This is a genomic window from Mesorhizobium alhagi CCNWXJ12-2, from assembly GCF_000236565.1.
Taxonomy (GTDB): Bacteria; Pseudomonadota; Alphaproteobacteria; order Rhizobiales; family Rhizobiaceae; genus Allomesorhizobium; species Allomesorhizobium alhagi.
Map to the genome: position 1 here is coordinate 1 of NZ_AHAM01000164.1, position 24125 is coordinate 24125.

The 24125-nt window shown below is 64.6% G+C and carries 21 protein-coding genes; 14 read left to right on the top strand and 7 right to left on the bottom strand.

The annotated features are described in order from the left end of the window. Nucleotides 1-188: 188 nt before the first annotated feature. The 4 genes from MAXJ12_RS18865 to MAXJ12_RS18880 all read right to left on the bottom strand — a co-directional run bounded on the left by MAXJ12_RS18865 (nucleotide 189) and on the right by MAXJ12_RS18880 (nucleotide 5444). A complete protein-coding gene (locus MAXJ12_RS18865; protein ID WP_008837558.1) occupies nucleotides 189-494 on the bottom strand; it encodes a hypothetical protein in 306 nt (101 codons plus the stop codon). Nucleotides 495-1322: 828 nt separating this feature from the next. After that, nucleotides 1323-1955 carry a LysE family translocator gene (locus tag MAXJ12_RS18870; protein ID WP_008837559.1) on the bottom strand — a complete coding sequence of 211 codons (633 nt, stop codon included), beginning with the start codon at nucleotides 1953-1955 and terminating at the stop codon, nucleotides 1323-1325. 173 nt (nucleotides 1956-2128) lie between these two features. Beyond that, on the bottom strand, nucleotides 2129-4060 hold the full coding sequence (locus tag MAXJ12_RS18875; RefSeq protein ID WP_008837560.1) for a hypothetical protein: 1932 nt from the start codon (nucleotides 4058-4060) through the stop codon (nucleotides 2129-2131). A gap of 190 nt (nucleotides 4061-4250) precedes the next feature. Continuing rightward, entirely contained in the window at nucleotides 4251-5444 is a 1194-nt protein-coding gene (locus MAXJ12_RS18880) for an EAL domain-containing protein (RefSeq protein ID WP_008837561.1), read from the bottom strand. A 202-nt stretch (nucleotides 5445-5646) separates the two neighbouring features. Here MAXJ12_RS18880 and MAXJ12_RS18885 point away from each other — a divergent pair, with 202 nt between their 5' ends. Together MAXJ12_RS18885 and MAXJ12_RS18890 are read left to right on the top strand one after the other, a co-directional pair. Continuing rightward, on the top strand, nucleotides 5647-6507 hold the full coding sequence (locus tag MAXJ12_RS18885; protein WP_008837562.1) for a TIGR01459 family HAD-type hydrolase: 861 nt from the start codon (nucleotides 5647-5649) through the stop codon (nucleotides 6505-6507). A gap of 11 nt (nucleotides 6508-6518) precedes the next feature. Next, nucleotides 6519-7496, top strand: a complete 978-nt coding sequence (locus tag MAXJ12_RS18890; protein ID WP_008837563.1) for a bifunctional riboflavin kinase/FAD synthetase — start codon at nucleotides 6519-6521, stop codon at nucleotides 7494-7496. A gap of 18 nt (nucleotides 7497-7514) precedes the next feature. Here MAXJ12_RS18890 and MAXJ12_RS18895 read toward each other — a convergent pair whose 3' ends face one another. Both MAXJ12_RS18895 and parS read right to left on the bottom strand, forming a co-directional pair. Next, nucleotides 7515-7952 (bottom strand): RES family NAD+ phosphorylase, encoded by a 438-nt coding sequence (locus MAXJ12_RS18895; protein ID WP_008837564.1) that lies wholly within the window; start codon nucleotides 7950-7952, stop codon nucleotides 7515-7517. Beyond that, a complete protein-coding gene (gene parS / locus MAXJ12_RS18900) occupies nucleotides 7952-8458 on the bottom strand; it encodes a type II RES/Xre toxin-antitoxin system antitoxin (protein WP_244421527.1) in 507 nt (168 codons plus the stop codon). The genes MAXJ12_RS18895 and parS overlap by 1 nt, the downstream gene beginning before the upstream one ends. Before the next feature lie 165 nt (nucleotides 8459-8623). Between parS and ileS the strand changes: the two genes are divergently transcribed. Both ileS and MAXJ12_RS18910 read left to right on the top strand, forming a co-directional pair. Next, entirely contained in the window at nucleotides 8624-11710 is a 3087-nt protein-coding gene (ileS, locus tag MAXJ12_RS34505; RefSeq protein ID WP_008837566.1) for an isoleucine--tRNA ligase, read from the top strand. A gap of 175 nt (nucleotides 11711-11885) precedes the next feature. Continuing rightward, the gene (locus MAXJ12_RS18910; RefSeq protein WP_341872539.1) at nucleotides 11886-12572 is read left to right on the top strand and encodes a hypothetical protein; all 687 of its coding nucleotides are present in this window, start codon (nucleotides 11886-11888) and stop codon (nucleotides 12570-12572) included. Here the strand turns inward: MAXJ12_RS18910 and MAXJ12_RS18915 are convergent, their stop codons facing one another. Then, on the bottom strand, nucleotides 12573-13025 hold the full coding sequence (locus tag MAXJ12_RS18915; RefSeq protein WP_008837568.1) for a nucleoside deaminase: 453 nt from the start codon (nucleotides 13023-13025) through the stop codon (nucleotides 12573-12575). Between the two features lie 76 nt (nucleotides 13026-13101). Between MAXJ12_RS18915 and MAXJ12_RS18920 the strand changes: the two genes are divergently transcribed. From MAXJ12_RS18920 to waaA, 10 genes are all read left to right on the top strand, one after another. Then, nucleotides 13102-15003, top strand: coding sequence for a pseudouridine synthase (locus tag MAXJ12_RS18920; RefSeq protein WP_008837569.1), 1902 nt, complete (start codon nucleotides 13102-13104; stop codon nucleotides 15001-15003). Beyond that, nucleotides 14984-15538, top strand: coding sequence for a 16S rRNA (guanine(966)-N(2))-methyltransferase RsmD (gene rsmD, locus MAXJ12_RS18925; protein ID WP_008837570.1), 555 nt, complete (start codon nucleotides 14984-14986; stop codon nucleotides 15536-15538). The genes MAXJ12_RS18920 and rsmD overlap by 20 nt, the downstream gene beginning before the upstream one ends. A 99-nt stretch (nucleotides 15539-15637) precedes the next feature. After that, nucleotides 15638-17041, top strand: a complete 1404-nt coding sequence (locus tag MAXJ12_RS18930) for a M16 family metallopeptidase (RefSeq protein WP_008837571.1) — start codon at nucleotides 15638-15640, stop codon at nucleotides 17039-17041. Between the two features lie 5 nt (nucleotides 17042-17046). Beyond that, entirely contained in the window at nucleotides 17047-18411 is a 1365-nt protein-coding gene (locus MAXJ12_RS18935) for a M16 family metallopeptidase (protein ID WP_008837572.1), read from the top strand. Further along, on the top strand, nucleotides 18408-19253 hold the full coding sequence (locus MAXJ12_RS18940; protein WP_008837573.1) for a patatin-like phospholipase family protein: 846 nt from the start codon (nucleotides 18408-18410) through the stop codon (nucleotides 19251-19253). Before MAXJ12_RS18935 ends, MAXJ12_RS18940 begins: the two co-directional genes overlap by 4 nt. 144 nt (nucleotides 19254-19397) lie before the next feature. Next, entirely contained in the window at nucleotides 19398-20741 is a 1344-nt protein-coding gene (locus MAXJ12_RS18945) for a TldD/PmbA family protein (protein ID WP_040586866.1), read from the top strand. After that, entirely contained in the window at nucleotides 20728-21531 is an 804-nt protein-coding gene (locus MAXJ12_RS18950) for a 3'(2'),5'-bisphosphate nucleotidase CysQ (protein WP_040586851.1), read from the top strand. The genes MAXJ12_RS18945 and MAXJ12_RS18950 overlap by 14 nt, the downstream gene beginning before the upstream one ends. A 141-nt stretch (nucleotides 21532-21672) precedes the next feature. Continuing rightward, nucleotides 21673-21924: a DUF4170 domain-containing protein gene (locus tag MAXJ12_RS18955; protein ID WP_040586868.1), complete on the top strand. Its 252-nt coding sequence runs from the start codon at nucleotides 21673-21675 to the stop codon at nucleotides 21922-21924. A gap of 23 nt (nucleotides 21925-21947) precedes the next feature. Beyond that, complete coding sequence (locus tag MAXJ12_RS18960) at nucleotides 21948-22712, top strand: lysophospholipid acyltransferase family protein (RefSeq protein ID WP_008837576.1); 765 nt, start codon at nucleotides 21948-21950, stop codon at nucleotides 22710-22712. Continuing rightward, entirely contained in the window at nucleotides 22709-24025 is a 1317-nt protein-coding gene (gene waaA, locus MAXJ12_RS18965; RefSeq protein ID WP_008837577.1) for a lipid IV(A) 3-deoxy-D-manno-octulosonic acid transferase, read from the top strand. The genes MAXJ12_RS18960 and waaA overlap by 4 nt, the downstream gene beginning before the upstream one ends. The last annotated feature ends 100 nt before the right edge of the window (nucleotides 24026-24125 follow it).

The following is a 24125-nucleotide window of genomic DNA, read 5'->3' on the forward strand; positions in this document are numbered from 1 at the left end:
CGGTTAGCACTCACCAGAAGCGAGTGCTAACGTGGCGGTGAATAGGCGCTCGGCTGGTACGAGTCAAGCCGGGAGAGAGGAAGGGGAAGAGCAAGAGATTTGGAATCGGCGCGGAAGCACCAGGCCCCTTTACGTGAGGAGAAAGCTCGTTCCGCATCTTTGCCGCCGGCCGCTCGTCCCCGTCTGCCTCAACACATGTCCGCCAGCGGCGCCTGCCTGGTGTGGCCGGCGGGGAAGGGCCTGAACGGCAGTTCGCCGAGCGACTTCTCGGCGAAGAGCGCGGCGTGGATATCTTCCGGGTCGGCGCGCATAAGGAAGCAGATCATGCCTATCGCCAGCGCCTGCGAGGGCGGCGTGTCGGTGACGCCGGTTTCAGGCGACAGGCTGTCGCCGGTAAGCATCGCCGCAAGCTGGTGTGCCAGAGCGACGAGGCGGTCCAGGGCGGCTTGGCATTCGGGGCTGAACTCGATCTCGGGTCTTGTCTTCCGGGTCATGTGACTTTCTCTCCATGTTTGGGGGCGCGCGGGAGTGTTCCCGCGCTTCTTCTCGAAGCCGGGGTGTGGGAAGCGGCGCATGGCAGCGACGCCTAATCAATTTTAGTTAGTTGACGCGCTGCCATGCGCCGCCGGCGTTTTCTCCCCTTGCCGCTCCCGGCCCATCGCCCTGTCCCGGTAGTCTGGGACGGAGCGCGGGCGCACAAGCGCGAACCGGGGCCGGAGCGCCCCGCACGACCATGCGGGGATCATCGCCGGCGCCACACTTGCCTGGATGCCGGTCGTGCACACCCGTTCCCACCAGCAAGCTGCCGGGATGAAGTATGCGGGCATCGAGGGAGGGTGTGGACAAAGTTCAGGAAAACATTCCTGACAGATGCTGACAGGGTTGGGGGCGCTGATGGCCATCCCCACTCCGCTGACGTCCGGAAGGTCACGGCATGGGTCCTCGGGTCAAGCCCGATGACAAAGTTGAGGCTTGCGAGCCGGCAAGGCGCAGATGCGATGGCATTTGTCTTTCACGACCTCATCGTCATTCCGGGGCCGCGAAGCGGAACCCGGAATCCAGCACGCTGGTCCTCGTCCAGTTTTCCGACGGCGCCCGATCCCACTCCGATCGCATCAGACACATCTCATTTCTTCAGCGCCGACGCTCTGGATTCCGGGTTCCGCTCCGCGGCCACGGAATGACGAGCACGGCGCCAATCAGTGTACGCTTCCCGCGATACACAGATGAACAGCACACTCAGAGTTGATGACGAAGCGGGGAGGTGCCTGTCAAAATCACGAGCGTCGGCGAAGGAGAGGTGGGGCGCGGAGTGGAAGCTCTCAGCGCTGCGCCTCGGTCGCCATCCTGAGCGCGAGGCCGGCGAGCACCGTGCCCATCAGCCAGCGCTGGACAACCAGCCAGAGCGGCCGCCCGGCCAGAAAGGCGGCGATCGAGCCGGCCATGACGGCGATGATCGCGTTGACGGTGACGCTGATGGTGATCTGCACACTGCCGAGCACGAGAAGCTGCGTCAGCACGCTGCCCTGCTCGGGGCTGATGAACTGCGGCAGCAGCGAAAGATACATGACCGCGACCTTGGGATTCAGGAGGTTGGTCATGAGGCCCATCATGAACAGCTTCCTGGCGCTGTCCTTCGGCAGTTGCCGGATCTGGAACGGCGAACGACCGCCCGGCCGCACCGCCTGCCAGGCGAGCCACAGGAGATAGAGCGCGCCGCCGAAGCGCAGCGCGTCATAGGCATAGGGCACGGCAAGCACCAGCGCGGTGATGCCGAAGGCGGCACAGAGGATGTAGAAGACGAAGCCGAGCGCCACGCCGCCCAATGAAACCAGCCCGGCTAGCGGTCCTTGCGACAGCGAGCGCGAGATCAGGTAGATCATGTTGGGGCCAGGCGTCAGCACCATGCCGAGCGCGATGAGAGCGAAGGCTGCGAGGGTCGAAAGCTCGGGCATGGAAAATCCAGACCAGGATAGTGGGGCGGATGCCCGAAATGCGCGGACCATGGCCCGGTCGCTTTCGACACTCAAGTTCCTGGCGCGGGAAAGGATTGCGCCACGCAAGCCCGCTGCCAGAAGCGAACGCCCCGCCGGAGAGGGCGGGGCGTCACAGGTTCTGCAGTTGTGTGCTAGCTGACGATGCGCAGGTTCGACAGCTCGTCGGCGATCTCCTTGAACTTCTCCGCGAGATTGCTGCCGGTCGCGTTGTAGTACAGCTTCTTCGGCGTTCCGTCGTCGTTTTTCTTGAAGCGGGAGTCGGAGGCGCAATTGGTCAGGGCGTCGATGGCCTTCTTCTCGCTCGCGACGCTGGTGCTCAAATCGAGCGAGACGGTGACAACGATGACATTGCCTTGATCAGGAGCCTTCGCGTTGGCGCATACCATCTGCAATTGCTCGTCCATGGCCGCCTGGTAGTTCGTGTTCGTGTAAGTGGATTTGCTTACATTCGTGTCCATGTACATACGCGTGGTGCCAGTGCCGTTATAGCCCTTGCCCGTGTAACCATAGGCGGCGTAGGTCGACTGATTGCCCGCCGGATCAGTGTAGGTGTAGTCGCCATAAGTGTTGGCGCCATCGGTCAGAACAATGATGACCTTGTCGTTACCCATTTCTATCTCGGGACGGCCTTCGGTAAAAGGCGCCTTGTGGGACACGACACGCCAGCCCCACGCGGTGCCCTCGGGCACGTTGGTGTTTCCGGTCGGGGTCATGGCGTCGATTGCGTCCAAGATCACCTTCTTGCCCTCAAGGGTAGTGACGTCGTGCAGCGGCGTTATGGCATTGGTAGTGCAGGAGGAATTCGGCCCATCGCCAGATGCTGCCGCGGGCGCTCCATAGGGCTTGACGCGAAAATATTTCCGCATGTCAGATTGACGCGATGCGGCGTCCGTGTCGGTCCAATCCGCCCACCAATTATTGCCGTAACCGTAGTTGGCGTCGTCGAGATCTGGTATGTTGTCGTTGTTGAGATCGCGCCACAGGTGCCGCGCCTCGTCGGGCGCGAACATCGGTACGAACAAGGTTGCGGGATTGGACGAGGTCGCGTCGGCGTCGTTGTTGTTGTAGGGAGCAGGACGCGCTTCCACGCAGCCTTGCCAACTGGTGTATTGGGATACCGTGTATTCGTATTCAGGTTCTGTCGTGTATTCCTTGCACGCTCCGTCCCGGAATCGCTTGCAGACCCGGCGGCTCGTGTTGGGGATCGCTTCGCGATCGGTTTCCGCGATGATGTCCGCATAAAGGCTGAAGCGCGTCAGCGGCTGATCGCGGGTGTCACCCCAATCCGCGCCGCGCTTATACCAGACGTCGCCAACCTTCTCCGCATATTTGTTTGGGTTGTAGTTGGGGTTGGCTGGGGTCATCTTCGACCAGTCGAAATTCTCATGATGGACAGGGGAAATGCCCAGCGTGTCCATCCAAGGCTGGTCGTCATTGGCTGGAGCGATGTTGACCGATGCCGAGAATGGCACGAGGCCGAACTGAACTGGCTTGGGCACCTGCTTCATCATGGCCGCCTGATTGGCCATCGTCTCGATCAGCTGCTTGGCCGCTGCCTTCAAGAGGGCAATGCGCTGCTGGCCGGTGCCTGTGCCGTACTGCGCCATCGACCCGGAATTGTCGAGGACCAGCGCCACTTCGAGGGTGTTCTTCAGCCGTACTTCGGAATGCGCCGTGACATCCACGGTGTTCTCTTCGCTTGGCCGGCCGATCAGTTTCGTGAAAGCCGGCAGGAAATACGGCTCGTATGTCAGCTCCGCCGACAATTTGAGGGTCCCACCGCCGGCATCGTTATTGGGCAGCCTGACGGTGAGGGGTGCGTTTGCCGGCTTGACCCGTCCCAGATTGGCTTCGAAGAAATCCTGTGCGTATTTCTTGATCTCGAGATCGTAGGCGGCCGGGTCGGCAGCGCTGACCACGCCGCTGACAATATGGGCGGCCGTGGCCACGCTTGCGGCGTCCAGCGCATTGAGCGTTAGCTGACGCTGCCTGGAAAGTTCGGCATAATCGACGGCCAGCGCGATCCCGCCCAGGATCGGGATCGTGGCCACCACCATCATCATTGAAAAATTGCCGCGCTTGTCGCGAGCAAATCTGCGTAACATGTCGCACCCCAAACCTAGCCCTAGGTTCAGGCAGAATCCCACAATTCATTAAAAAAACCGGCGCGAAAAACCGTTGAAATGGTGGGATGCGGCTCACCCGGTATTAACCAAATGGGCCTGGAGAATCGCGGATTGCCGGCCGGCGACGTCAGAGATTTGCGAAGCGCTCGGCGGCCCCGGTGGCTTCCGGACTGTGGCTGGAGCGGCCGGCGAAGCGCGGGCCTGTCATAAGATTGACGCCGAGGTCGATCAGTCGGACGGCGTCTTCGTCGCCGGCGACATCTGTCGCGACGACCGGCAGATTCGCGGCTGCCGCGCGGCTGAGAAGCGTTTCGATGGCTTGCGCCGACGCCGGCGGCTGGTCGAGCAATCGCGCCGCCGGGAGCTTCAGCATGGAAACGCCATGGCCGCGCATCGCCTCCAGTTCCTCCGGCGAACCCGACCAGCCTTCGGCGGCCAGGCGCGCGCCGGTCTCGGCAAGCAGCGCCAGCGCCTGGCCGTGCTGGCCATCGGCGATAGCGTCGGCCGGCGCTGAAAGGATGATGGAGCGCGCCGGGGCAGGGTGCTGGCCGAGCAGGGTCAGCACGGCGGCGAATTCGGAGCCATGGTCGAGCAGGGCGCCGGAAATGGCGACATGCAGCGGCGTCGCCTCGCCGGGATGGCCGTGCCGGCGTTCGATTGCTGCGGCGGCCGCAAACACCATCAGCCGTTCGCACGAAGCCGCTGAAATGCCGGGCAGGTCGAAATCGGCGCGGCCGACCCGGACGGGTCCGCCGCCGGTCGGCTCCACCAGCCCGAACGCCTCGTGGCCGACCGCCATGCCTTGCGAGATCGAAACGATCGGCTGCAGGTCGAGTTCGATGCGATCTGCCGCCAGCGCCCGCTGGATGGCAGCGCGAAGGGCGGCGTTGGCGGCGGCGTCGGGGCCGGTCTCGACCGCCTGCAGCCGGACGGCCGGATGCGGCACGACCGTTGCGCTTCGCGCCGGTTTTATCGGATGGCGCGCGGCGAGGCTTGCCGAGAGTGCATCGAGCCGGCGCGACAGGGTAGCGTCGATCTCGCCAATGGTAACGGCGTCGCCGTCGCTGCGCGCTGAAAAATCGCGCAGCGCCACTTCCACCGAAAGCGCCAGGCGGCGGATATCCTGGCCGGAGGCGTTGGCCCGCACCAGCGCCATCACGCTGAAGGCCGTTGCGACTGCCGCAAGGGTGAGGGCCGCCGCGCAGGTGGCGAGCACGATCTCCTCCAGCGCCCGGCCGCTGCCGATCATCCCCTGCAGGAAATAATAGCACACGCCGCACAGCAATGCGGCCGAGGCGACGACTGACAGTCCGCGCGGCATACTCTGAACTTTCCCCGCAAGCGCCCTTGCGCTTCTTCGTAAACCCCTGGCATTGGACGAGCCGACGCCGACGCCTAGTTTCGCATGACGCGTGTCGGCTGTCAGCCGAAAGCTCGTGACAGGGTGAAGAGGTTCGGTTAATTGCGCATCGGCCTGGCCGGGCATCCGGCCAGCAATCGATGAGCGAACGGACGAGGAAATCATGGCGGCTTCGCCCGAAAACATCGCATCGCTGGATGCCGTAGCAGGCAGATATGCCGCGCTGCTCTGCGATGTCTGGGGCGTCGTCCACAATGGGGTCGATGCTTTTCCCGACGCAAGCGCGGCGCTGAAGCGGGCGCGCGAGAAGGGCGTCGCGGTGGTGCTGATCACCAATTCGCCGCGCCCGCATGAAGGGGTCGAGGCGCAGCTCAGGACGCTCGGCGTGCCGGACGATGCCTGGGACCGCGTCGTCACTTCCGGCGACGTGACGCGCGACTTGATCCGCGACGCCCCGCGAAAACTGTTCCATCTCGGACCGGAGCGCGAACTCGCGATTTATGACGGCATCGACGTCGAGCTGGTCGAGGAATTCGAGGCGCAGGCGGTGATCTGTACCGGCCTGTTCGACGATGAGACGGAGACTCCCGAGGAATATGCCGAGATGCTGCGGCGCTTCCGGTCGCGCAACCTGCCCTTCATCTGCGCCAATCCCGACATCGTGGTGGAGCGCGGCGAGCGGCTGATCTGGTGCGCCGGCGCGCTGGCGCGCGACTATGCGCAGCTTGGCGGCCGGACACTGGTTTCGGGCAAGCCGCACCGGCCGATCTACGAGGCGGCGCTGAAGGCGGCGAGCGAGGTGCTGGGCCGCGAGATCGTGCGCTCCGAGGCGCTGGCGATCGGCGACGGCATGCTGACCGACATCAAGGGCGCGGCCGACCAGGGGATCGGCGCGCTCTACGTTTCGGGCGGCATCCACGCCAGCGACTACGGCCACCCGCTCGCGCCCGACCAGGAGCGCCTGGCGGAGTTCCTAGCCAAGCACGGCGCGACGCCCGTCGCCACCATTCCGCGGCTGCGCTAGGCTCCGGCGCGATGAGCTTCAGGCGCATTCCAGGCGATGAAAGGCTGCCAGCCTCCCTGCGCGGCGGCGTGGTGGCGATCGGTAATTTCGACGGCGTGCATCGCGGCCACCAGGCCGTGCTGCAGCGCGCGCTGGACGAAGGGCGCCGCCGCGGCGCGCCGGCGCTAGTGCTGCCCTTCGAGCCGCACCCGCGAAAGGTTTTCCGGCCGGATGTGCCGCTGTTCATCCTGACGCCGCCGCCGATGAAGGCGCGGCTGCTGGCGCATCTGGGATTCGACGCTGTGGTGGAGCAGGCGTTCACGCGCGATTTCGCCAGTCAGGACGCCGAGACGTTCGTGACGAAAGTGCTCGAGGAAAACCTCGGCATCAGCCATTCTGTGACCGGCTTCGACTTCCACTTTGGCAAGAACCGGCAGGGCGGCCCGGCCTATCTGATGGCGGCGGGCGAGCGGCACGGTTTTGGGGTGACGCTGGTCGACGCGTTTCGCGACGAGGGCGCCGAGATCGTTTCCTCCAGCCGCATACGCGAGCTGCTGGCCGAGGGCGACGTGGCGCAAGCGGCGGGCCTGCTTGGTTACCGCTTTACCGTAGAAGCCGAGGTGACCCAGGGAAAACAGCTCGGCCGCACGCTGGGCTTCCCGACGGCGAATATGGTCCTGCCAGCGGAGGCCGAGCTTAAGCACGGCATCTATGCGGTGCGGCTTCGCAGGGCGGACGGTTCGCTGCATGACGGCGTCGCCAGCTTTGGTCGCCGACCGACCGTCGACGAGAACGGCGCGCCGCTGCTCGAAACATTTGTGTTCGACCATTCCGGCGATTTTTATGGCGAGACCTGCCAGGTGTCGCTGTTCGGTTATCTGCGCGGCGAAGTGAAATTCGACGGGCTCGATGCGCTGGTGGTGCAGATGAAGCGCGACGATGAAGAGGCGAGGGCGCTGCTGGCAGGCGTCAGGCCGCTCAGCGAACTGGACGCGAAGGTGGCGTTTTAGCTCGTCAAACATTCGACGTCAGCTTCGGAGAAGCCGCTGATCGATAGGATGCCGGGACACCCTGGCAATCCGAACTCCGGCAGCCTCCGCGAGACTTGGATTGAGCAGATAGTTGAAGCAGAAAGGCAATATTGCCGACGGCACTCGCATCAAGACGCCCGAGCTCTCCGAGATGAACCGCGTACCGATGTCTCGGGTGAGTTCCAAATCCTGCCGCCAGTCCGATGGAAGATTCGGCTCCACGACCGGAACGTCGTCTGGCGCTTCTATCTCAAGCAATTGAAAGAAGTCCGGCCAGTTCTCGGGATCGGAGTTCACCAATATTTCCAGCAGTGCGGAGGCCGGATGGTCTGCGCAGTAGACGACCAGCGTATTCAGGTGGTTCCAGCGAGCCGCTGTAAACAGACCGCCCCGTCCGGAAAGATCTGCATAATTGGAAATGCGCCATAGGCGCATCAGCTGAACATGCCGAAGTCTATCCGATGCAAGATCTCGTGAACCTGGTGTGCTCCGGCTTCCGACACCAGAAGGTCAATCGGCCGGACCATATCCAGCGCCCGGTTTGGCTTCCGCAACCAGCGTTGCGCCTTTTCGTGATTCCCGAACACTCGATCTGCATGCTCAGCTATCTGCTCAAGGCGGAAGACGCGATCGGACTCGATCAGCGACAGAACACCGCCTTGAGCTCTACGGCGATCCAGGCTGCGCCTAGGCCCGACAATCTGATGGATTTCCTCGTTGCTGAAACCCCACTGGCGAAGCTGGTCGACCTTGTCCAAGCTTACGGTCAACTGATGTTCCTGCTTGACTGCACGCGCCGAAGTCGCCATGAACCGTCCTTTCGCCAATTGCCCATCAATATAGGCGCAAATGGCACAAAAGGCAAAGCGCTGGGAAAGCCCCTTTATTCCTGCCTCGGCCTCGGCTAAAAGCGCCGCCATGACATTTTTCGCGCGCTCCATAGCTGCCGCCATACGAATTACCGGCCCGGTCTTCCGGGCGGCTTGAAGTTTTCAAGCTGCCGGAGGCTCCGGGAGTTTTTGGCGGCGCACCCCTCGCGCTTTTTCCAGATCGTGATAGTTGAACGCCCGAGGCCGTGCGCGGCCGGGCAAACTCATGGCTAGATGATGACCGACACGTCCGAAAAGATCGACTATTCGAAAACGCTCTATCTGCCGCAGACGGAATTTCCGATGCGCGCCGGCTTGCCCGAGAAGGAGCCGCTGCTGGTCAAGCGCTGGCAGGAGATGGGCATGTATAAAAGGCTGCGCGAGGACGCGGCCGGCCGCGAGAAATATGTGCTGCATGACGGCCCGCCCTACGCCAACGGCAACATCCATATCGGCCACGCGCTGAACAAGATCCTGAAGGACGTCATCACCCGCTCGTTCCAGATGCGCGGCTACGACAGCAACTATGTGCCCGGTTGGGACTGCCACGGCCTGCCGATCGAGTGGAAGATCGAGGAGGAGAACTATCGCTCCAAGGGCAAGGCGAAGCCTGATCTTTCCGAGCCGGCTGCGATGATCGAGTTCCGCAAGGAATGCCGCGCCTACGCAGAAAAGTGGATCAAGGTGCAGGGCGAGGAGTTCCAGCGGCTCGGCGTCGTCGGCGATTTCGATAATCCGTATCTCACCATGGCCTACCATGCCGAGGCGCGCATCGCAGGCGAGTTGCTGAAGTTTGCGATGAGCGGGCAGCTTTATCGTGGGTCGAAACCGGTGATGTGGAGCGTGGTGGAGCGCACGGCGCTGGCCGAGGCGGAGGTAGAGTACCAGGACTATGAAAGCGACACTGTGTGGGTGAAGTTCCCGGTATGGGCGGCGGTTCGCGGTGGTTCTTTGGCAAGCGATTTGCCTGGGGCGTACGTGGTCATCTGGACAACAACGCCTTGGACGATCCCGGGAAATCGCGCGATCTCGTTCTCGTCGCGCATCGCGTATGGTCTCTATGAGGTCACATCGGCCGAGAACGATTTCGGTCCAAAGCCCGGCGAAAAGTTAATCTTCTCGGACAAGCTTGCAGAAGAAGCATTTGGAAAAGCGAAGCTTGGCTTCAATCGCCTTCGTGAGGTCACCAGCGCTGAACTGGGAGGTCTGCTCTGCCGTCATCCGCTCGTTGGATTTGGTGGAGGCTATGAATTTGCCGTTCCGATGTTCGACGGTGATCACGTTACCGATGATGCGGGTACCGGTTTCGTGCATACCGCTCCGGGGCATGGCCGTGACGACTTTGACGTATGGATGGATCAGGCACGGCACAAAGGCGTTGATCCCACGATCCCCTTCACTGTCGACGACGCCGGCTTCTTCACCAAGGACGCGCCGGGTTTCGGGCCGGACCGCGAGGGAGGTGCTGCGCGGGTTATCGACGATAACGGCAAGAAGGGCGACGCCAACAAGGCGGTCATCGACGCGCTGATCGAGCGCGGCATGCTGTTTGCGCGCGGGCGGCTGAAGCATCAGTATCCGCATAGCTGGCGGTCGAAGAAGCCGGTGATCTTCCGGAATACACCGCAGTGGTTTGTCCATATGGATAAGGAACTGGGCGGGTTTGGGCTGGATGCGACTCCTACCTCCCCCTTGAGGGGAGGTCGCGCCAAAGGCGCGGGTGGGGGTAAAGGCGACGTACACAGCGCTTCAGTACCCCCACCCCTAACCCCTCCCCTCAAGGGGGAGGGGGATTCCGGCGCTGCCGACACCCTCCGCTCCCGCGCCCTTGCCGCCATCGACGCGACGCGCTTCGTGCCCGCCGCCGGGCAGACGCGGCTGCGCGCCATGATCGAGGAGCGGCCGGACTGGGTGCTTTCGCGCCAGCGCGCCTGGGGCGTGCCGATCGCCGTCTTCGCGGACGCCGACGGCAATGTGCTGAAGGACGAGGCGGTCAACGCCCGCATCGTCAAAGCCTTCGAGAAGGAGGGCGCCGACGCCTGGTTCGCGGAAGGCGCGCGCGAGCGTTTTCTCGGCAGCCGCGCCAACGAGCCGTGGACGATGGTCAAGGACATCCTCGACGTCTGGTTCGATTCGGGCTCGACGCATGTCTTCACACTGGAGGACCGGCCCGACCTGAAATGGCCGGCCGACGTCTATCTCGAAGGCTCGGACCAGCATCGCGGCTGGTTCCATTCGTCGCTGCTTGAAAGCTGCGGAACGCGCGGCCGCGCGCCCTACGAGACCGTCGTTACCCATGGCTTCACCATGGACGAGGACGGGCGGAAAATGTCGAAGTCGCTCGGCAATACGGTGGTGCCGCAGGACGTGATGAAGCAGTCGGGCGCGGACATTCTGCGCCTGTGGGTGATGACGACCGATTATTGGGAAGACCAGCGGCTCGGCAAGAACGTGCTGCAGACCAACATCGACGCCTACCGGAAGCTGCGCAACACAATCCGCTGGATGCTCGGCACGCTCGCCCATGACCAAGGCGATGTCGTGCCTGTGAAGGAGATGCCGGACCTGGAGCAGTTGATGCTGCACCGGCTGGCGGAAATCGACGAGATCGTGCGCGCCGGCTACGACGCCTTCGAGTTCAAGCGCATCACGCGGACGCTGATCGACTTCATGGTCGTCGAGCTTTCGGCCTTCTATTTCGATATCCGCAAGGACGCGCTGTACTGCGATGCGCCGTCGAGCCCGAAGCGCAAATCGGCCGTGCAAGTGGTGCGCCATCTGTTCGAGCGACTGACGACATGGCTCGCGCCGATGCTGCCCTTCACCATGGAGGAGGCATGGCTGGAGCGCTATCCGGATGCGGAATCGGTGCATCTCGAACAGTTCCGCCTGACGCCGGCGGAGTGGAAGAACGAGGCGCTGGCTGAGAAATGGAGGAAGGTCCGGCAGGTCAGGCGCGTCGTCACCGGCGCGCTGGAGATCGAACGGGCGAAGAAGACGATCGGCTCGTCGCTGGAGGCGGTGCCAGTGGTCTATATGGCCAACACCGCGCTGGAGACTGCCATCGGCGATGTCGATATGGCCGAAATGGCGATCACCAGCGATCTCGTCATCTCGCATGAAAGCGCCCCGGCGGATGCGTTCCGGCTGGACGATGTGGCGGGCGTCGCAGTGGTCGTCAAAAAGGCGGCGGAGCGCGGGCTCATCAAATGCGCGCGCTCCTGGCGCTATACCGACGATGTCGGCAGCGACCCGGAATTTCCCGACGTTTCGGCGCGCGACGCGGCCGTACTCAGGGAATTGCAGGCGCTGGGCCGGCTTTAACGGTGCAAAAACGCAACGGCGGGCGGCGCATTGCCGTCCGCGCGTTGCCGTTAATAAACGGTTGAGGTACAAGCGCGAAACTCAGGCCGACAAATTGTCGCCGGATTTTCGTCGGATGGACAATGCCGGCAAGGCTCGGCTTTTGGGTCGCCAACAATTGCGAGGCGGGGGTTCAGTGAAGTTTTCTGCTATGATCGAGAGAAACCGGCTGGTGCTGCTTGCGCCGCTCGTCGTCTCGGGGCTCACGCTTTCCGGATGCATGAGTTCTCCGACCTACGGCACCGACAAGACCGCCAGTGAGCAGCTCGTCGGTGATGTGACCGGCATCCTTTCGCTCGGCCCCAAAGATCGCCCGCGCATCCAATACAAGCCGCGCCCTGAACTGGTGAAGCCATCTCCCGACGCTGTCGCCAATCTGCCGGCCCCGCAGGCGCCTGCTACCGCCGAAAATCCGAACTGGCCGGAATCGCCGGAGCAGAAGCGGGCGAGGATTATTGCCCACGCCACCGAGAATCGCGACAAGCCGGGTTTCAGGCCCGAGATCGTCAACGACATAGCGGATGGGCCGGCGTCATCGACCCCGCCCGGCCGCTCGGCAAAGGCCGAGGATTCGGGCATATTGTCGCCCGTCAACAAGGAGCAGCAGCGCGAGGCGTTCAACAAGCGCCTGGCCGAAACGCGCCAGGGCAGCGAGACGTCACGCAAATATCTGAGCGAACCGCCGTTGGTCTATCGCGAGCCTTCCGCTACCGCGCCGGTGGACGATATCGGCGAGGATGAGCTCAAGAAGGAACGCCGGCTCAAGGCCGCGGCGCGCAAGGGCAGCGACTGGTCCTGGCGCGACCTGATCCCCGGCGTGTGATTATCCGTCGCGCCGCAATCTGAAGAAATCGCGTAGGATCGCCGACGCTTCCTGCTCGGCAATGCCTGGATAGATTTCGGGCGCGTGGTGGCAGGTGGGCGAGGAAAAGAAGCGCACGCCGCTGACCACCGCGCCGCCTTTTTCGTCCGACGCTCCGAAGTATAGCCGCCTGATGCGGGCGAACGAGATCGCGCCGGCACACATGGCGCAGGGCTCGAGCGTCACGTAGAGGTCCATGCCGCCGAGCCGTTCGGCCGAGAGTTTTTTTGAAGCCTCGCGAATGACAAGCATTTCGGCGTGAGCGGTCGGGTCGCTGAGTTCGCGGGTGCGGTTTCCGGCCTTGGCGACGACTTCGCCGTTGCCGGCGATGACCGCACCGACCGGCACTTCGCCGCGCGCGGCCGCGGCCTCCGCTTCTGCCAGCGCCAAGCTCATGAAATCCGGACGCTTCACGCTTCGTCCATTCTGAATTCTCCTCGCAACCCCACGACGTTCCTGTTATCTACCGCCCCGGAAAGGCAAACGCCACATGGCCGACGACGACAAGAAATTTACCCGCAATAGCGGCCCGAAACCGTCCGGCCCGCGCGGCGGCGCGAAGAAGGGCGGCAAGCCCGGCTTTGCCGGCAAGCCGCGTTTCGAAGGCGGCAAGCCGTTCGAGAAGCGCGACGGCGCGGCCAAGAAGCCGTTCGCCAAGCGCCGCGAAGAGGCTGCCGGCGACGAGCGTCCGAAGCGTGAATTCAGGCGCGACGAGCGTCCGCGCGCGGCTGGCGATGCCCGGCCGGAGCGCAGCGGCGCGCCGTTCCGCAAGGGCCCGCGTCCGGAAGGCAAGCCGTATCAGAACCGCGAGGGCGGCGCGGAAGCGCGGCCCGGCCGGTTCGAGCGCGGCGCGCGCGAAGGCGGCGAGCGGGCGGAAGGCGGCGAGAGAACGTTTCGGCCAAGGCCGGAAGGCAAGCCGTTTGTCAGGCGCGCCGAGCGCGGCGACGAAGGCGGCAGCGAGCGGCCGGCCCGCCGTTTCGACCGGGCGCAAAATGCGCGCGACGGTGCTGCCGACCGGCGTCCGCGGCCCGAAGGCTTCAAGCCCGGCGGCGACCGCAAGCCGTTTGCCAGGCCGCGCGAGACGGCCGAGGAAGCGCCGGGCGAGCGCATCGCCAAAAGGCTCGCCCGCGTCGGCATCGCCTCGCGCCGCGACGCCGAGGAGCTGATCGCCGCCGGCCGCGTCAGGGTCAACGGCAAGGTGCTGGCGTCGCCTGCCTTCAACGTGATGCCGGACGACACGATCGAGCTCGACGGCACCGCCATTCCGCCGATCGAGCGCACGCGGCTGTTCCTGTTCCACAAGCCGGCGGGCGTGGTGACCACCAATCGCGACCCGGAAGGGCGCAAGACGGTGTTCGACCTGCTGCCGGACAATCTGCCGAGGCTGATGACGATCGGCCGGCTCGACATCAACACCGAGGGCCTGCTGCTTCTGACCAATGATGGCGGGCTGTCGCGCGTGCTGGAGCTGCCGGCTACGGGGTGGCTACGGCGCTACCGCGCGCGGGTGCACGGCAAGGTCGATGAGAAGCAGCTAGCCGGCCTGAAGGACGGCATGGCGGTCGACGGCGTGTTCTATGGCTCGATCGAAGCCTCGCTCGACCGCGAGCAGGGAACGAATGCGTGGCTGACCATCGGTCTGCGCGAGGGCAAGAACCGCGAGGTGAAGAACATCCTCGGCGCGCTCGGCCTCGACGTGACGCGGCTGATCCGCATCTCGTATGGGCCGTTCCAGCTCGGCGAGCTGCCGGAAGGCCATGTCCAGGAAATCAGCGGCCGCATGCTGCGCGACCAGCTTGGTGAGCGGCTGGTCGAGGAGTCGGGTGCGAATTTCGACGCCGACATCGTAAAACCGTTCTCGAACAAGCCGGTACGGCGGGAATATGCCAAACCGGTCGAGGCGGTTCCCGATCGCAGGCCGTCACCGCGGCGGCCGGAGCGGATCGGTGAGGGCGGCCTGATCAAGAACCGCAGGCGCGACAATGAACGCCATCGCGAGGACATGCTCGGGCGGCTGCAGACGAAGCCGGACCGTCCCGCGCGGCCGGAGCGCGGCGAACGGCCCGAGCGCGGACCGAAACCGGGGTTCGGCGACAAGCCGCGCGGAAAAAAGGCCGGCGAGCGCGAGTCGCGCCCGATCGAACCGCCGGGCGGCCGCAAGGCCAATGTCTGGATGGCGCCGGGCGCGCGGCCGATCGGCAAGGGCCGTGCCGCGGCCGAAAAGGCCGAGCACGAGGCCCGCAAGGCGAGCAAGGCGAGTTACGGCAAGCCGGGCGGAAAACCCGGCTTCGGCAAGCCTCGCGTCGATGATGCCAAGGGCGACCGGCCGCCACGCGGCGATAGGCCATCGGGGTCGCGCAAGGGAAAGCCCGATGCGGATCGTCGGCGGTGAGTTTCGCGGCAGGCCGCTGGCCACGCCGCGCACCAATGCCATCCGCCCGACCACCGACCGCACGCGTGAGGCTCTCTTCAACGTTCTCGCGCACCGGTTTCCGGACCGGCTGGAGGGCGCGCGCGTCCTCGACCTGTTTGCCGGAACCGGCGCGCTTGGGCTGGAGGCGATGTCGCGCGGCGCATCCTTCTGCATGTTCATCGAGGATTCGGCCGAGGGCCGCGGCCTGGTCCGCGACAATGTCGAGGCGTTCGGGCTCACCGGCCGCACAAAGATATTCCGGCGCGACGCGACCGGCCTCGGCGAGGCCGGAACCGTGCAGCCTTTCGGGCTTGTGTTTGCCGATCCGCCCTACGGCAAGGGGCTCGGCGAGCGGGCGCTGCGCTCGGCGCGGGCCGGCGGTTGGCTCTCGCCAGGTGCGCTTTGCGTGGTGGAGGAGGCCGCCGCCGCTTCATTCGACCCGGGCGAGGGCTTTTCCGTCATCGACGATCGCGACTATGGCGAAACCACCATACGCTTCATCGAATACGCGTGAATCCGGCCCGCTCAGCACCCACATGACCAACAATTAACTTTCCGTGGGGTCGCCGCACTGCATATATCCGCCCCAGCTATCGATGCGCAGGAGCTGCCGATGAACTTCAATGCTCAATCCCTGCCACAATCCGGGCGGCGCGCGATCGCCGGTTGTCTGCTGCTGGTGGCGGCGTTTGCCCCTGCGCCCGTCGCTTGGGCCGAAACGACTGGCCAGCCGCAGCAGCAAGAGCAGCAGGTAGAAAACTTTCTGCTCAGCAACGGGATGGAAGTGGTGGTGATCCCGGATCATCGCGCGCCGATCGTCACCCATATGGTCTGGTACAAGATCGGCAGCGCCGACGAGCCGGCCGGCAAGTCCGGCATCGCGCATTTCTTCGAGCATCTGATGTTCAAGGGGACATCGACGCACGAGGCCGGCGAGTTCGGCCGAAAAATCGCCGAGATCGGCGGCAGCGAGAACGCTTTCACCTCGTACGACTACACCGCCTACTACCAGCAGGTTTCGCCCGAAGCGCTCGAGACGATGATGTCGTTCGAGGCCGACCGCATGCGCAATCTGATCCTGACCGATCAGGTGATCGGCCCGGAGCGGGACGTGATCCTTGAGGAGCGGCGCGCGCGCGTCGACGGCAACCCGGAAGCGCTGCTCAGCGAGGAAGTCCAGGCGACGCTCTACCAGAACCATCCCTACCGCATCCCGGTCATCGGCTGGATGCATGAGATGGAAAAGCTGAACCGCGACGATGCGGTGGCCTTCTACGACCGCTACTATGCGCCCAACAACGCGATCCTGGTGGTGGCCGGCGATGTCGAGCCGGCGACGGTGCGCACACTGGCGGAGAAGACCTACGGTGATGTGCCGCGCGGCCCCGACCTGCCGCCGCGGGTGCGTCCCCAGGAGCCCGAGCAGAACACGAAGCGCACCGTGACCATGACCGACGAGCGCGTGTCGATCCCGAGCGTCTCCCGAAACTGGGTGACGCCGTCCTATACCAGCGCCGAAAACGGCGAAGCCGAGGCGCTTGACCTTCTGTCGGAGATACTGGGCGGCGGCACGCGCAGCCGGCTCTACCAGGAATTGGTGGTGAAGAACCGGATCGCCGCCGGTACCGGGGCCTATTTCAGCGGAACGATGCTCGATTCGTCGAGCTTTACCGTCTACGGCGCGCCGCATGGCGCGGAAGGTCTTGAAAAGGTGGAAGCCGCGATCGAGGCGGAGATCGCCCGCATCATCAGCGGCGGGGTAACCGATGCGGAACTCGACGCCGCCAAGGACCGTTTCGTGCGCAGCATGATCTTTGCGCGAGACAACCAGTCGAGCATGGCAAACATATACGGACAGACGCTCGCCACGGGCGGAACGGTCGAGGACGTGCAGGAATGGCCCGACCGGATAAGGGCCGTGACCGCCGACCAGGTCCAGGCGGTCGCGGCGAAATACCTGAAGCCGGACGTGGCCGTGACCGGATATCTGCTTCCCGAAGAAACAGCGCGGAATTGACCTTGATGAACGGCATGAAATCCATTGCGGATCTGCGAGTGCGGGCGAGTGCACTTGCCGCGACCTTCTTCCTGTCCGCGTTGTTCCTTGTGCTTCCGGCTGTGCTGGCCCGGGCCGAGGTCCGCATCCAGGAGGTGACGTCGAAAAGCGGCGTCACGGCGTGGCTGGTCGAAGACTATTCGGTCCCGATTATCGCCATCCGCTTCGCCTTCGACGGCGGCAGCACGCAGGACCCGCCGGGCAAGGAGGGCCTCGCGAACCTGATGACGGGACTGTTCGACGAGGGTGCGGGCGACCTCGATAGCGAAGCTTTCCAGATCCAGCTGGACAATGCAGGCGCCGAGATGCGGTTCAACGCAGGCCGCGACCATGTTTACGGGTCGATGCGAATGCTGGCCGAGCGCAAGGACGAGGCGTTTGCGCTCCTGCAACTCGCGATCGAGAAGCCACGTTTCGATGCGGCGCCGATCGACCGCATTCGCAGCCAGATCGTCTCGGGCATTGTTTCCAGCCAGCGCGATCCCGAAACGGCTGCGCAGTATCAATGGGCGGCCGCACTCTACGGCGAGCATCCCTATGCGCGCCGCGACGAGGGCACGGAGGCGTCGCTGGCGGCGATCAGCGCCGAGGATCTGCGCGCATTCCACAAGACGAACTTCGCCCGCGGCAATCTGCATGTGGCAGTGGTGGGCGCAATCGACGCCGAGACGCTCGCCAATGAACTGGACAGGCTGTTTTCCGGCCTGCCGGAGAAGCCGGCGCTGCGGACTGTCGACTATGTGGAACCCAGGCTCGACCAGGAAATCCGCGTCGAATATGCACTGCCGCAGGCCTCTCTGCAGCTTGCCTATCCCGGCATCGAACGCGAGGAGCCGGAATTCTACGGCGCCGTGCTGATGAACCACGTGCTCGGCGGCGGATCGTTTTCGTCGCGCTTGTTCGAGGAAGTACGCGAGAGGCGCGGCCTCACCTACGGAATCACCTCTTCGATCGTCAATCACGAGCATGCCACGGCGCTGGTGATCGGCACCTCGACCCGCGCCGACAAAGCGGACGAAACGCTCGCCGTCATCCGTGATGTCGTTCGCCAGATGGTCGAGGAAGGGCCCACCGAGGCCGAACTCGAAGCGGCGAAAAAGTATCTGATCGGCTCCTATGCCATCAACAATCTGGATTCGTCGGCTGCGATCGCGGCGACCTTGGTCGAATTGCAGATAGAGGATCTCGGCATCGACTATATCGATCGGCGCGCCGACTTGATCAATTCGGTAACGCTGGAAGATGCAAAGGCGGCTGCTCGCAAGCTGCTCGCGGCCGAACCGGCCGTGCTCATCGTCGGGCCGGCAGTGGCGGACGGGAATAAGGGATGAGCCCGACTTTCGCGATAGCCTTCGGCGGTGGCGGGGCGCGCGGCCTTGCCCACATTCATGTCATCGAGGCGCTGGACGAACTCGGCATCAGGCCGGTCGCCATATCCGGCTCGTCAATCGGCGCGATCATGGGCGCGGGGATGGCCGCCGGAATGACCGGTAAGGAAATCCACGAATTTTCCCGCTCGATCCTATGCCGGCGTACCCAGGTGGCGAGCCGCATGTGGCGCGCCCGTCCGGGCAGCTTCGCCGAGGTCATGGAAACCGGAATACGGGTCAGCCAGTTCAACATCGAACGCATTATCAAGGCGTTTCTGCCCGACACGATCCCCGATACCTTCGCCGAACTGCAGATTCCGCTGAAAGTCACCGCGACCGATTTCTTCGGCCACAGCCTAGAGGTGTTCAGCGAAGGCGACCTGCATTCGGCGCTTGCCGCATCGGCAGCGATCCCGGCGGTGTTCCGCCCGGTCCGCCGCAACGGCCGGCTGCTGATCGACGGCGGCATCTATAACCCCGTCCCGTTCGACCTTGTGACCGGCGAAGCCGATATCGTGATAGCCATCGACGTCGTCGGCGCGCCGGATGAAAACGGCCGCAAGAAACCCAATTCGATCGACCTGATGTTCGGCGCGTCGCAATTGATGATGCAGTCGATCATCGCGGCCAAGCTGCTGCAAAGCCAGCCCGACATATTCCTTCGGCCGCCGGTTTCACGGTTCCGCGCGCTCAATTTCCTTAAGATCGACGCGGTGATGCACGAGACTGCTGCAATCAAGGACGAACTGAAGCACGCGGTGGAGAAGGCCATCGCGGTGCGCGAGAAGGTCGAGCAGTTGTAGCCGCATGCGGCCTGGACCCGCTGGCGGGTCGGATGGCCGGCGACATGCCTGTGGCCTCTTGCGCCATTGCACAAGCGGGGGCAGGGCAATAGATGGTGCAGGCAGCGTATGCGCCGCCCGTGCGAACCGAACAGGACCGATCCCATGAACGAAACGCCCGATGCCGCGAAACTGACCGACCGTGTCGCGGCCCTGGTGGAGGCCGCCAAGGCGGCCGGCGCCGACGCTGCCGATGCGGTGGCGGTGCGCGGCCGCTCGACCAGCGTGTCGGTGCGTCTCGGCAAAGTGGAAGGAACCGAGGCATCCGAAAGCGACGATGTTTCGCTACGGGTCTTCATCGGCCAGCGGGTCGCCAGCGTTTCGGCAACCGCCGCTTCCGATCCCAAGACGCTTGCCGAACGCGCCGTCGCGATGGCCAAGGTCTCGCCCGAGGATCCCTTTCAAGGCTTGGCCGACGCCTCGTTGCTTGCTTCGAAAATCCGCGATCTCGATCTCTTCGACCCGACCGCCGTCTCCGCCGAGAAGCTGAAGGAGGATGCGCTCGCCGCCGAAGAGGCGGCGCTGGCCGTGCCCGGCGTCACCAATTCCAGCGGCAGCAGCGCGAGTGCCGGCCTTGGCGGCCTGGTGCTGGCGACGTCGCACGGCTTCCTCGGCCATTATGTCGGCACGCGCTTCTCGCGCTCGGCCAGCGTGATTGCCGGCGAAGGTACCGGCATGGAGCGCGACTACGAGTTTTCCTCGCGCCAGCATTTCGTCGATCTCGATTCGCCGCAATGGGTCGGGCGTCGGGCGGCCGAACGCGCGGTGCGCAGGCTGAACGCCCGCAAGGCCAAGACAGGTCCGGTGAATGTTGTCTTCGATCCGCGCGTAGCGCGCGGTATCGCCAGCCATCTCGCCGGCGCGATCAATGGCGCGTCGGTGGCACGCAAGACCAGCTTCCTGCGCAACATGATGGGCAAGCAAGTTGCAGCCGCCGCCATCACCGTTATCGACGAACCGCTCCGCGTGCGAGGCCAGGCATCGCGGCCGTTCGATGGCGAGGGTGTCGAGGGACAGAAGCTGACGATGGTCGAACAGGGCGTGCTCAAGCACTGGTTCCTGTCGACCTCGGCGGCGAAGGAGCTCGGGCTGAAGACCAATGGCCGCGGCTCGCGCAGCGGCTCGTCGGTATCGCCGTCGTCGACAAACCTCTCGATCGAGCCGGGGGAAAGAACGCCTGAAGAGCTGATCGCCTCGCTGAAGACAGGGTTCTACGTCACCGAAGTGTTCGGGCAGGGCGTCAACATGATCACCGGCGAATACAGCCGCGGCGCGTCGGGTTTCTGGATCGAGAATGGCGAACTCGCCTATCCGGTTTCCGAGGTGACAATTGCCTCGAACCTCAAGGACATGTTCCTGAACATGGTGCCGGCGAGCGACCTCGACCGCAACTTCGCCACCGCCGCGCCGACGCTGCTGATCGAAGGGATGACCCTTGCCGGCAGTTGACCGATTGCATCCAGCGGAGACCGGCGGCGATCTGCCTCTACTGTGCGAGGCCGCGCGCGAGGCTGGCAAGATTGCGCTGCGTTACTTCAGGCAAAGCCCGGAAGTGTGGATGAAGACTGGGCAATCGCCGGTCAGCGAGGCCGATTTCGCGGTCGACCGCTATTTGCGCGAGACGTTGCTGGCGGCGCGGCCCGACTATGGCTGGCTGTCGGAGGAAACGCTCGATTCGGCCGAGCGGCTCGGCTCGCGGCGCCTCTTCGTGGTCGATCCGATCGACGGCACGCGCGGCTTTCTCGACGGCAGGACCGAATGGTGCGTCAGCATCGCGGTGGTCGAGGAGGGCGCGCCGATAGCGGGCGTTCTCGAATGCCCGGGGCGCGAGGAGACCTTCTGGGCGGCGTCCGGCGCCGGCGCTATGAAGAATGGTGCGCCGGTCAAGGTGCGCGAGATCGGCGACGCGCCCGAAATCGCCGGCCCCAAGCAGATGATCAATTCGATGCCGCAGAACTGGCGCGACCGATGCCGGCCGATCGCCTACATACCGTCGCTGGCCTACCGCATCGCGATGATCGCCGACGGCAAGCTCGATGCAACCTTCGTCAAGCCGAATGCGCAGGACTGGGATCTTGCCGCCGCCGACCTGATACTGCGCGAGGCCGGGGGTAAGGTGCTGACCTATAAGGGCGAGCCGCCGGTCTATGGCGGCGCGGTCACCACGCATGGCAAGCTTGTGGCCGGCAGCGGCAGGTTGCTGGACGTGATGGGCCGCGTGATCGCCGACGAGGCTTAGGTGTGTTGATATTCAGGTGATCCCGGCCTGACCCTCAACATGCGTAGGCGCATCTTGCTTAACCAGTTGGAAATGGTTTCAAACCGAACCGAACTGCTTTAGACAAATGGCGGTTTGCCGAACAAGGATTCAGAAGAGACGATGGCCGAGGAAGACGGAAACAAACAGCTTTTGCATCTGGTGTTCGGGGGCGAACTGAAGTCGCTGGGCTCGACCGAGTTCCGCGATCTCGACGCGCTCGACATAGTCGGCATCTATCCCGACTACGCGTCGGCGAAGACGGCCTGGAAGGCCAAGGCGCAGGCCAGCGTCGACAACGCCCATATGCGCTACTTCGTGGTCCATCTGCACCGCCTGCTGCAGCCCGAGGCCAAGGCGTCCGGTTCGAGCTGATGACGTCCGGACCAGGCGCGCCGATGGCCATCCGGGCCAAGGCCAAGAAGAAGCGCGACGTCGGCGCGCTGAAACGCTTCTGGCGCAAGGCGCGCAAGCCGCTGGCGCAGTCGCGCTTCGTCAAGGGCGCCATCTCCAGCCTGCTGGTACAGTGGCTGCGGCTCGTCAGGTTCACCAATCCGCTGGCCAAGGGCTCCGCCGACCTGGAGAAGGCGAACGCCGAGATGTCGCCGGCCATCGTCGCGATGTGGCACGGTCAGCACCTGCTTGCGCCGGCGGTCTATCCGCGCGGGCGAGGGCTGGTGGCGATGGTCTCGCGCAGCGCCGATGCCGAGCTCAACGCGCTTGTGGTCGAGAAATTCGGCCTGCAGGCGGTGCGCGGTTCGGGCGGCCGGGTCGACAAGCGCCATCTCGACAAGGGCGGCGCGCGCGCTCTCATCGCCCTGAAAAAGGCGCTCGATGCCGGCATGAATGTCTGCATGATTGCAGACATTCCGCATGGAACGCCCCGTCAAGCCGGGCTCGGCATCGTGACGCTGGCGCGGCTGACAGGCCGGCCGATCGTTCCGGTGGCGATAACCACCAGCCGCCGAAAGGTGCTGCAGAAGAGCTGGGACAAAACGACCGTCAACATGCCGTTCGGGCGCTGCGCCGTGGCGCTCGGCGAGCTGGTCCACGTTTCAGCCAAGGCGGATGAGGCCGAAATGGAGCTGAAGCGCCAAGAGGTGACCGCCTCGCTCAACGCCGCGACGGAAGAGGCCCACCGCATCGCGGGCGGCGCCAGATGAGCGAACGCTGGGCGCGCGCATTGCTGTCGAGCTACCGACTTGCGGGCGCCGCCGTCTATCCGCTGATCGGCACCTATGTCGCCTGGCGCGCCTCCAAGGGCAAGGAAGACCGCACCCGCCGCCGCGAACGCTACGGCCTGGCGGGCAGGGAGCGGCCGAGCGGGCCGGTGATCTGGGTGCATGCCGCGAGCGTCGGCGAGACCATCGCCGTCGTCCCGCTGGTGCAGCATATAGTGGGCTACGGCGTCAACGTGGTGCTGACGACCGGCACGGTGACCTCCGCGCATGTGGCGGATGAGCGCCTGGGAAAGGGCGTCATCCATCAATATGTGCCGCTCGATTTAAAGCCGGCGGTAAGCCGCTTCCTCGACCACTGGCAGCCCGATCTCGCCATCATCGCCGAATCCGAAATCTGGCCGATGACAATACTGGAACTCGGCTCGCGGCGGGTGCCGCAGGTGCTGGTCAACGGCCGGCTTTCCGACCGCTCCTTCAAATCGTGGAAGAAACGCGCCTATCTTGCCGAGGCGCTGTTCGAGAATCTGGCGCATGTGGTCGCCCAGTCGGAAGCCGACGGCGAGCGCTTCCAGGCGCTCGGCGCAAGGCCGGTCACCGTGTCGGGCAACCTGAAGGTCGACACCGTGCCGCCGCCCGCCGACGAGAAGGCGCTTGCCTCGCTGCAAAGGCAGATCGGCCGGCGCCCGACCTGGGCGGCGGTCTCCACCCATGACGGCGAGGAGGCGGTGGCGGCCGAGGTCCATACGATGCTGCGGGGACGCCATCGAGGCCTCGTCACCATCATCGTGCCGCGCCATCCCGAACGCACCGACGCGATCGCCGCGCAGTTTACCGCCATGGGCCTGAACGTTGCACGGCGCAGCGCCGGCGCGAAGGTCACCGCCGACACTGACATTCTGCTCGGCGACACGATCGGTGAGATGGGGCTCTATCTCAGACTGACCGAGATCGCCTTTGTCGGCCGTTCGCTTACGTCCGAGGGCGGGCAGAACCCGCTGGAGCCGGCGATGCTCGACACGGCCGTGCTGGCCGGCCGCAATGTCCAGAATTTTCGCGAGGCCTATCAGCGCCTGATCGACAGCGGCGGGGCGAAGCTGGTGCGCGACCGTGACATGCTGGCCGGCGCCGTCAACTTCCTGCTCGTCAACGAGGTCGCCCGCCACGAGATGATGGCGGCGGGCGCAGCGACCGTCGACCAGATGCGCGGCGCTCTTGCCATCACGCTCCGGGCGCTCGAGCCGTTCATCCAGCCGCTGGTCGTCAAGGCGCGGCTCGAAAGGCCGGGTGGCCGGTAGGATGGCGAGCGAAGCGCCTCCCTTCTGGTGGCAGAAACCGGACTGGCGGGCTTATGCGCTGTCGCCGGTCTCGGCGCTTTACGGCTTCGTGGCGAGCCGC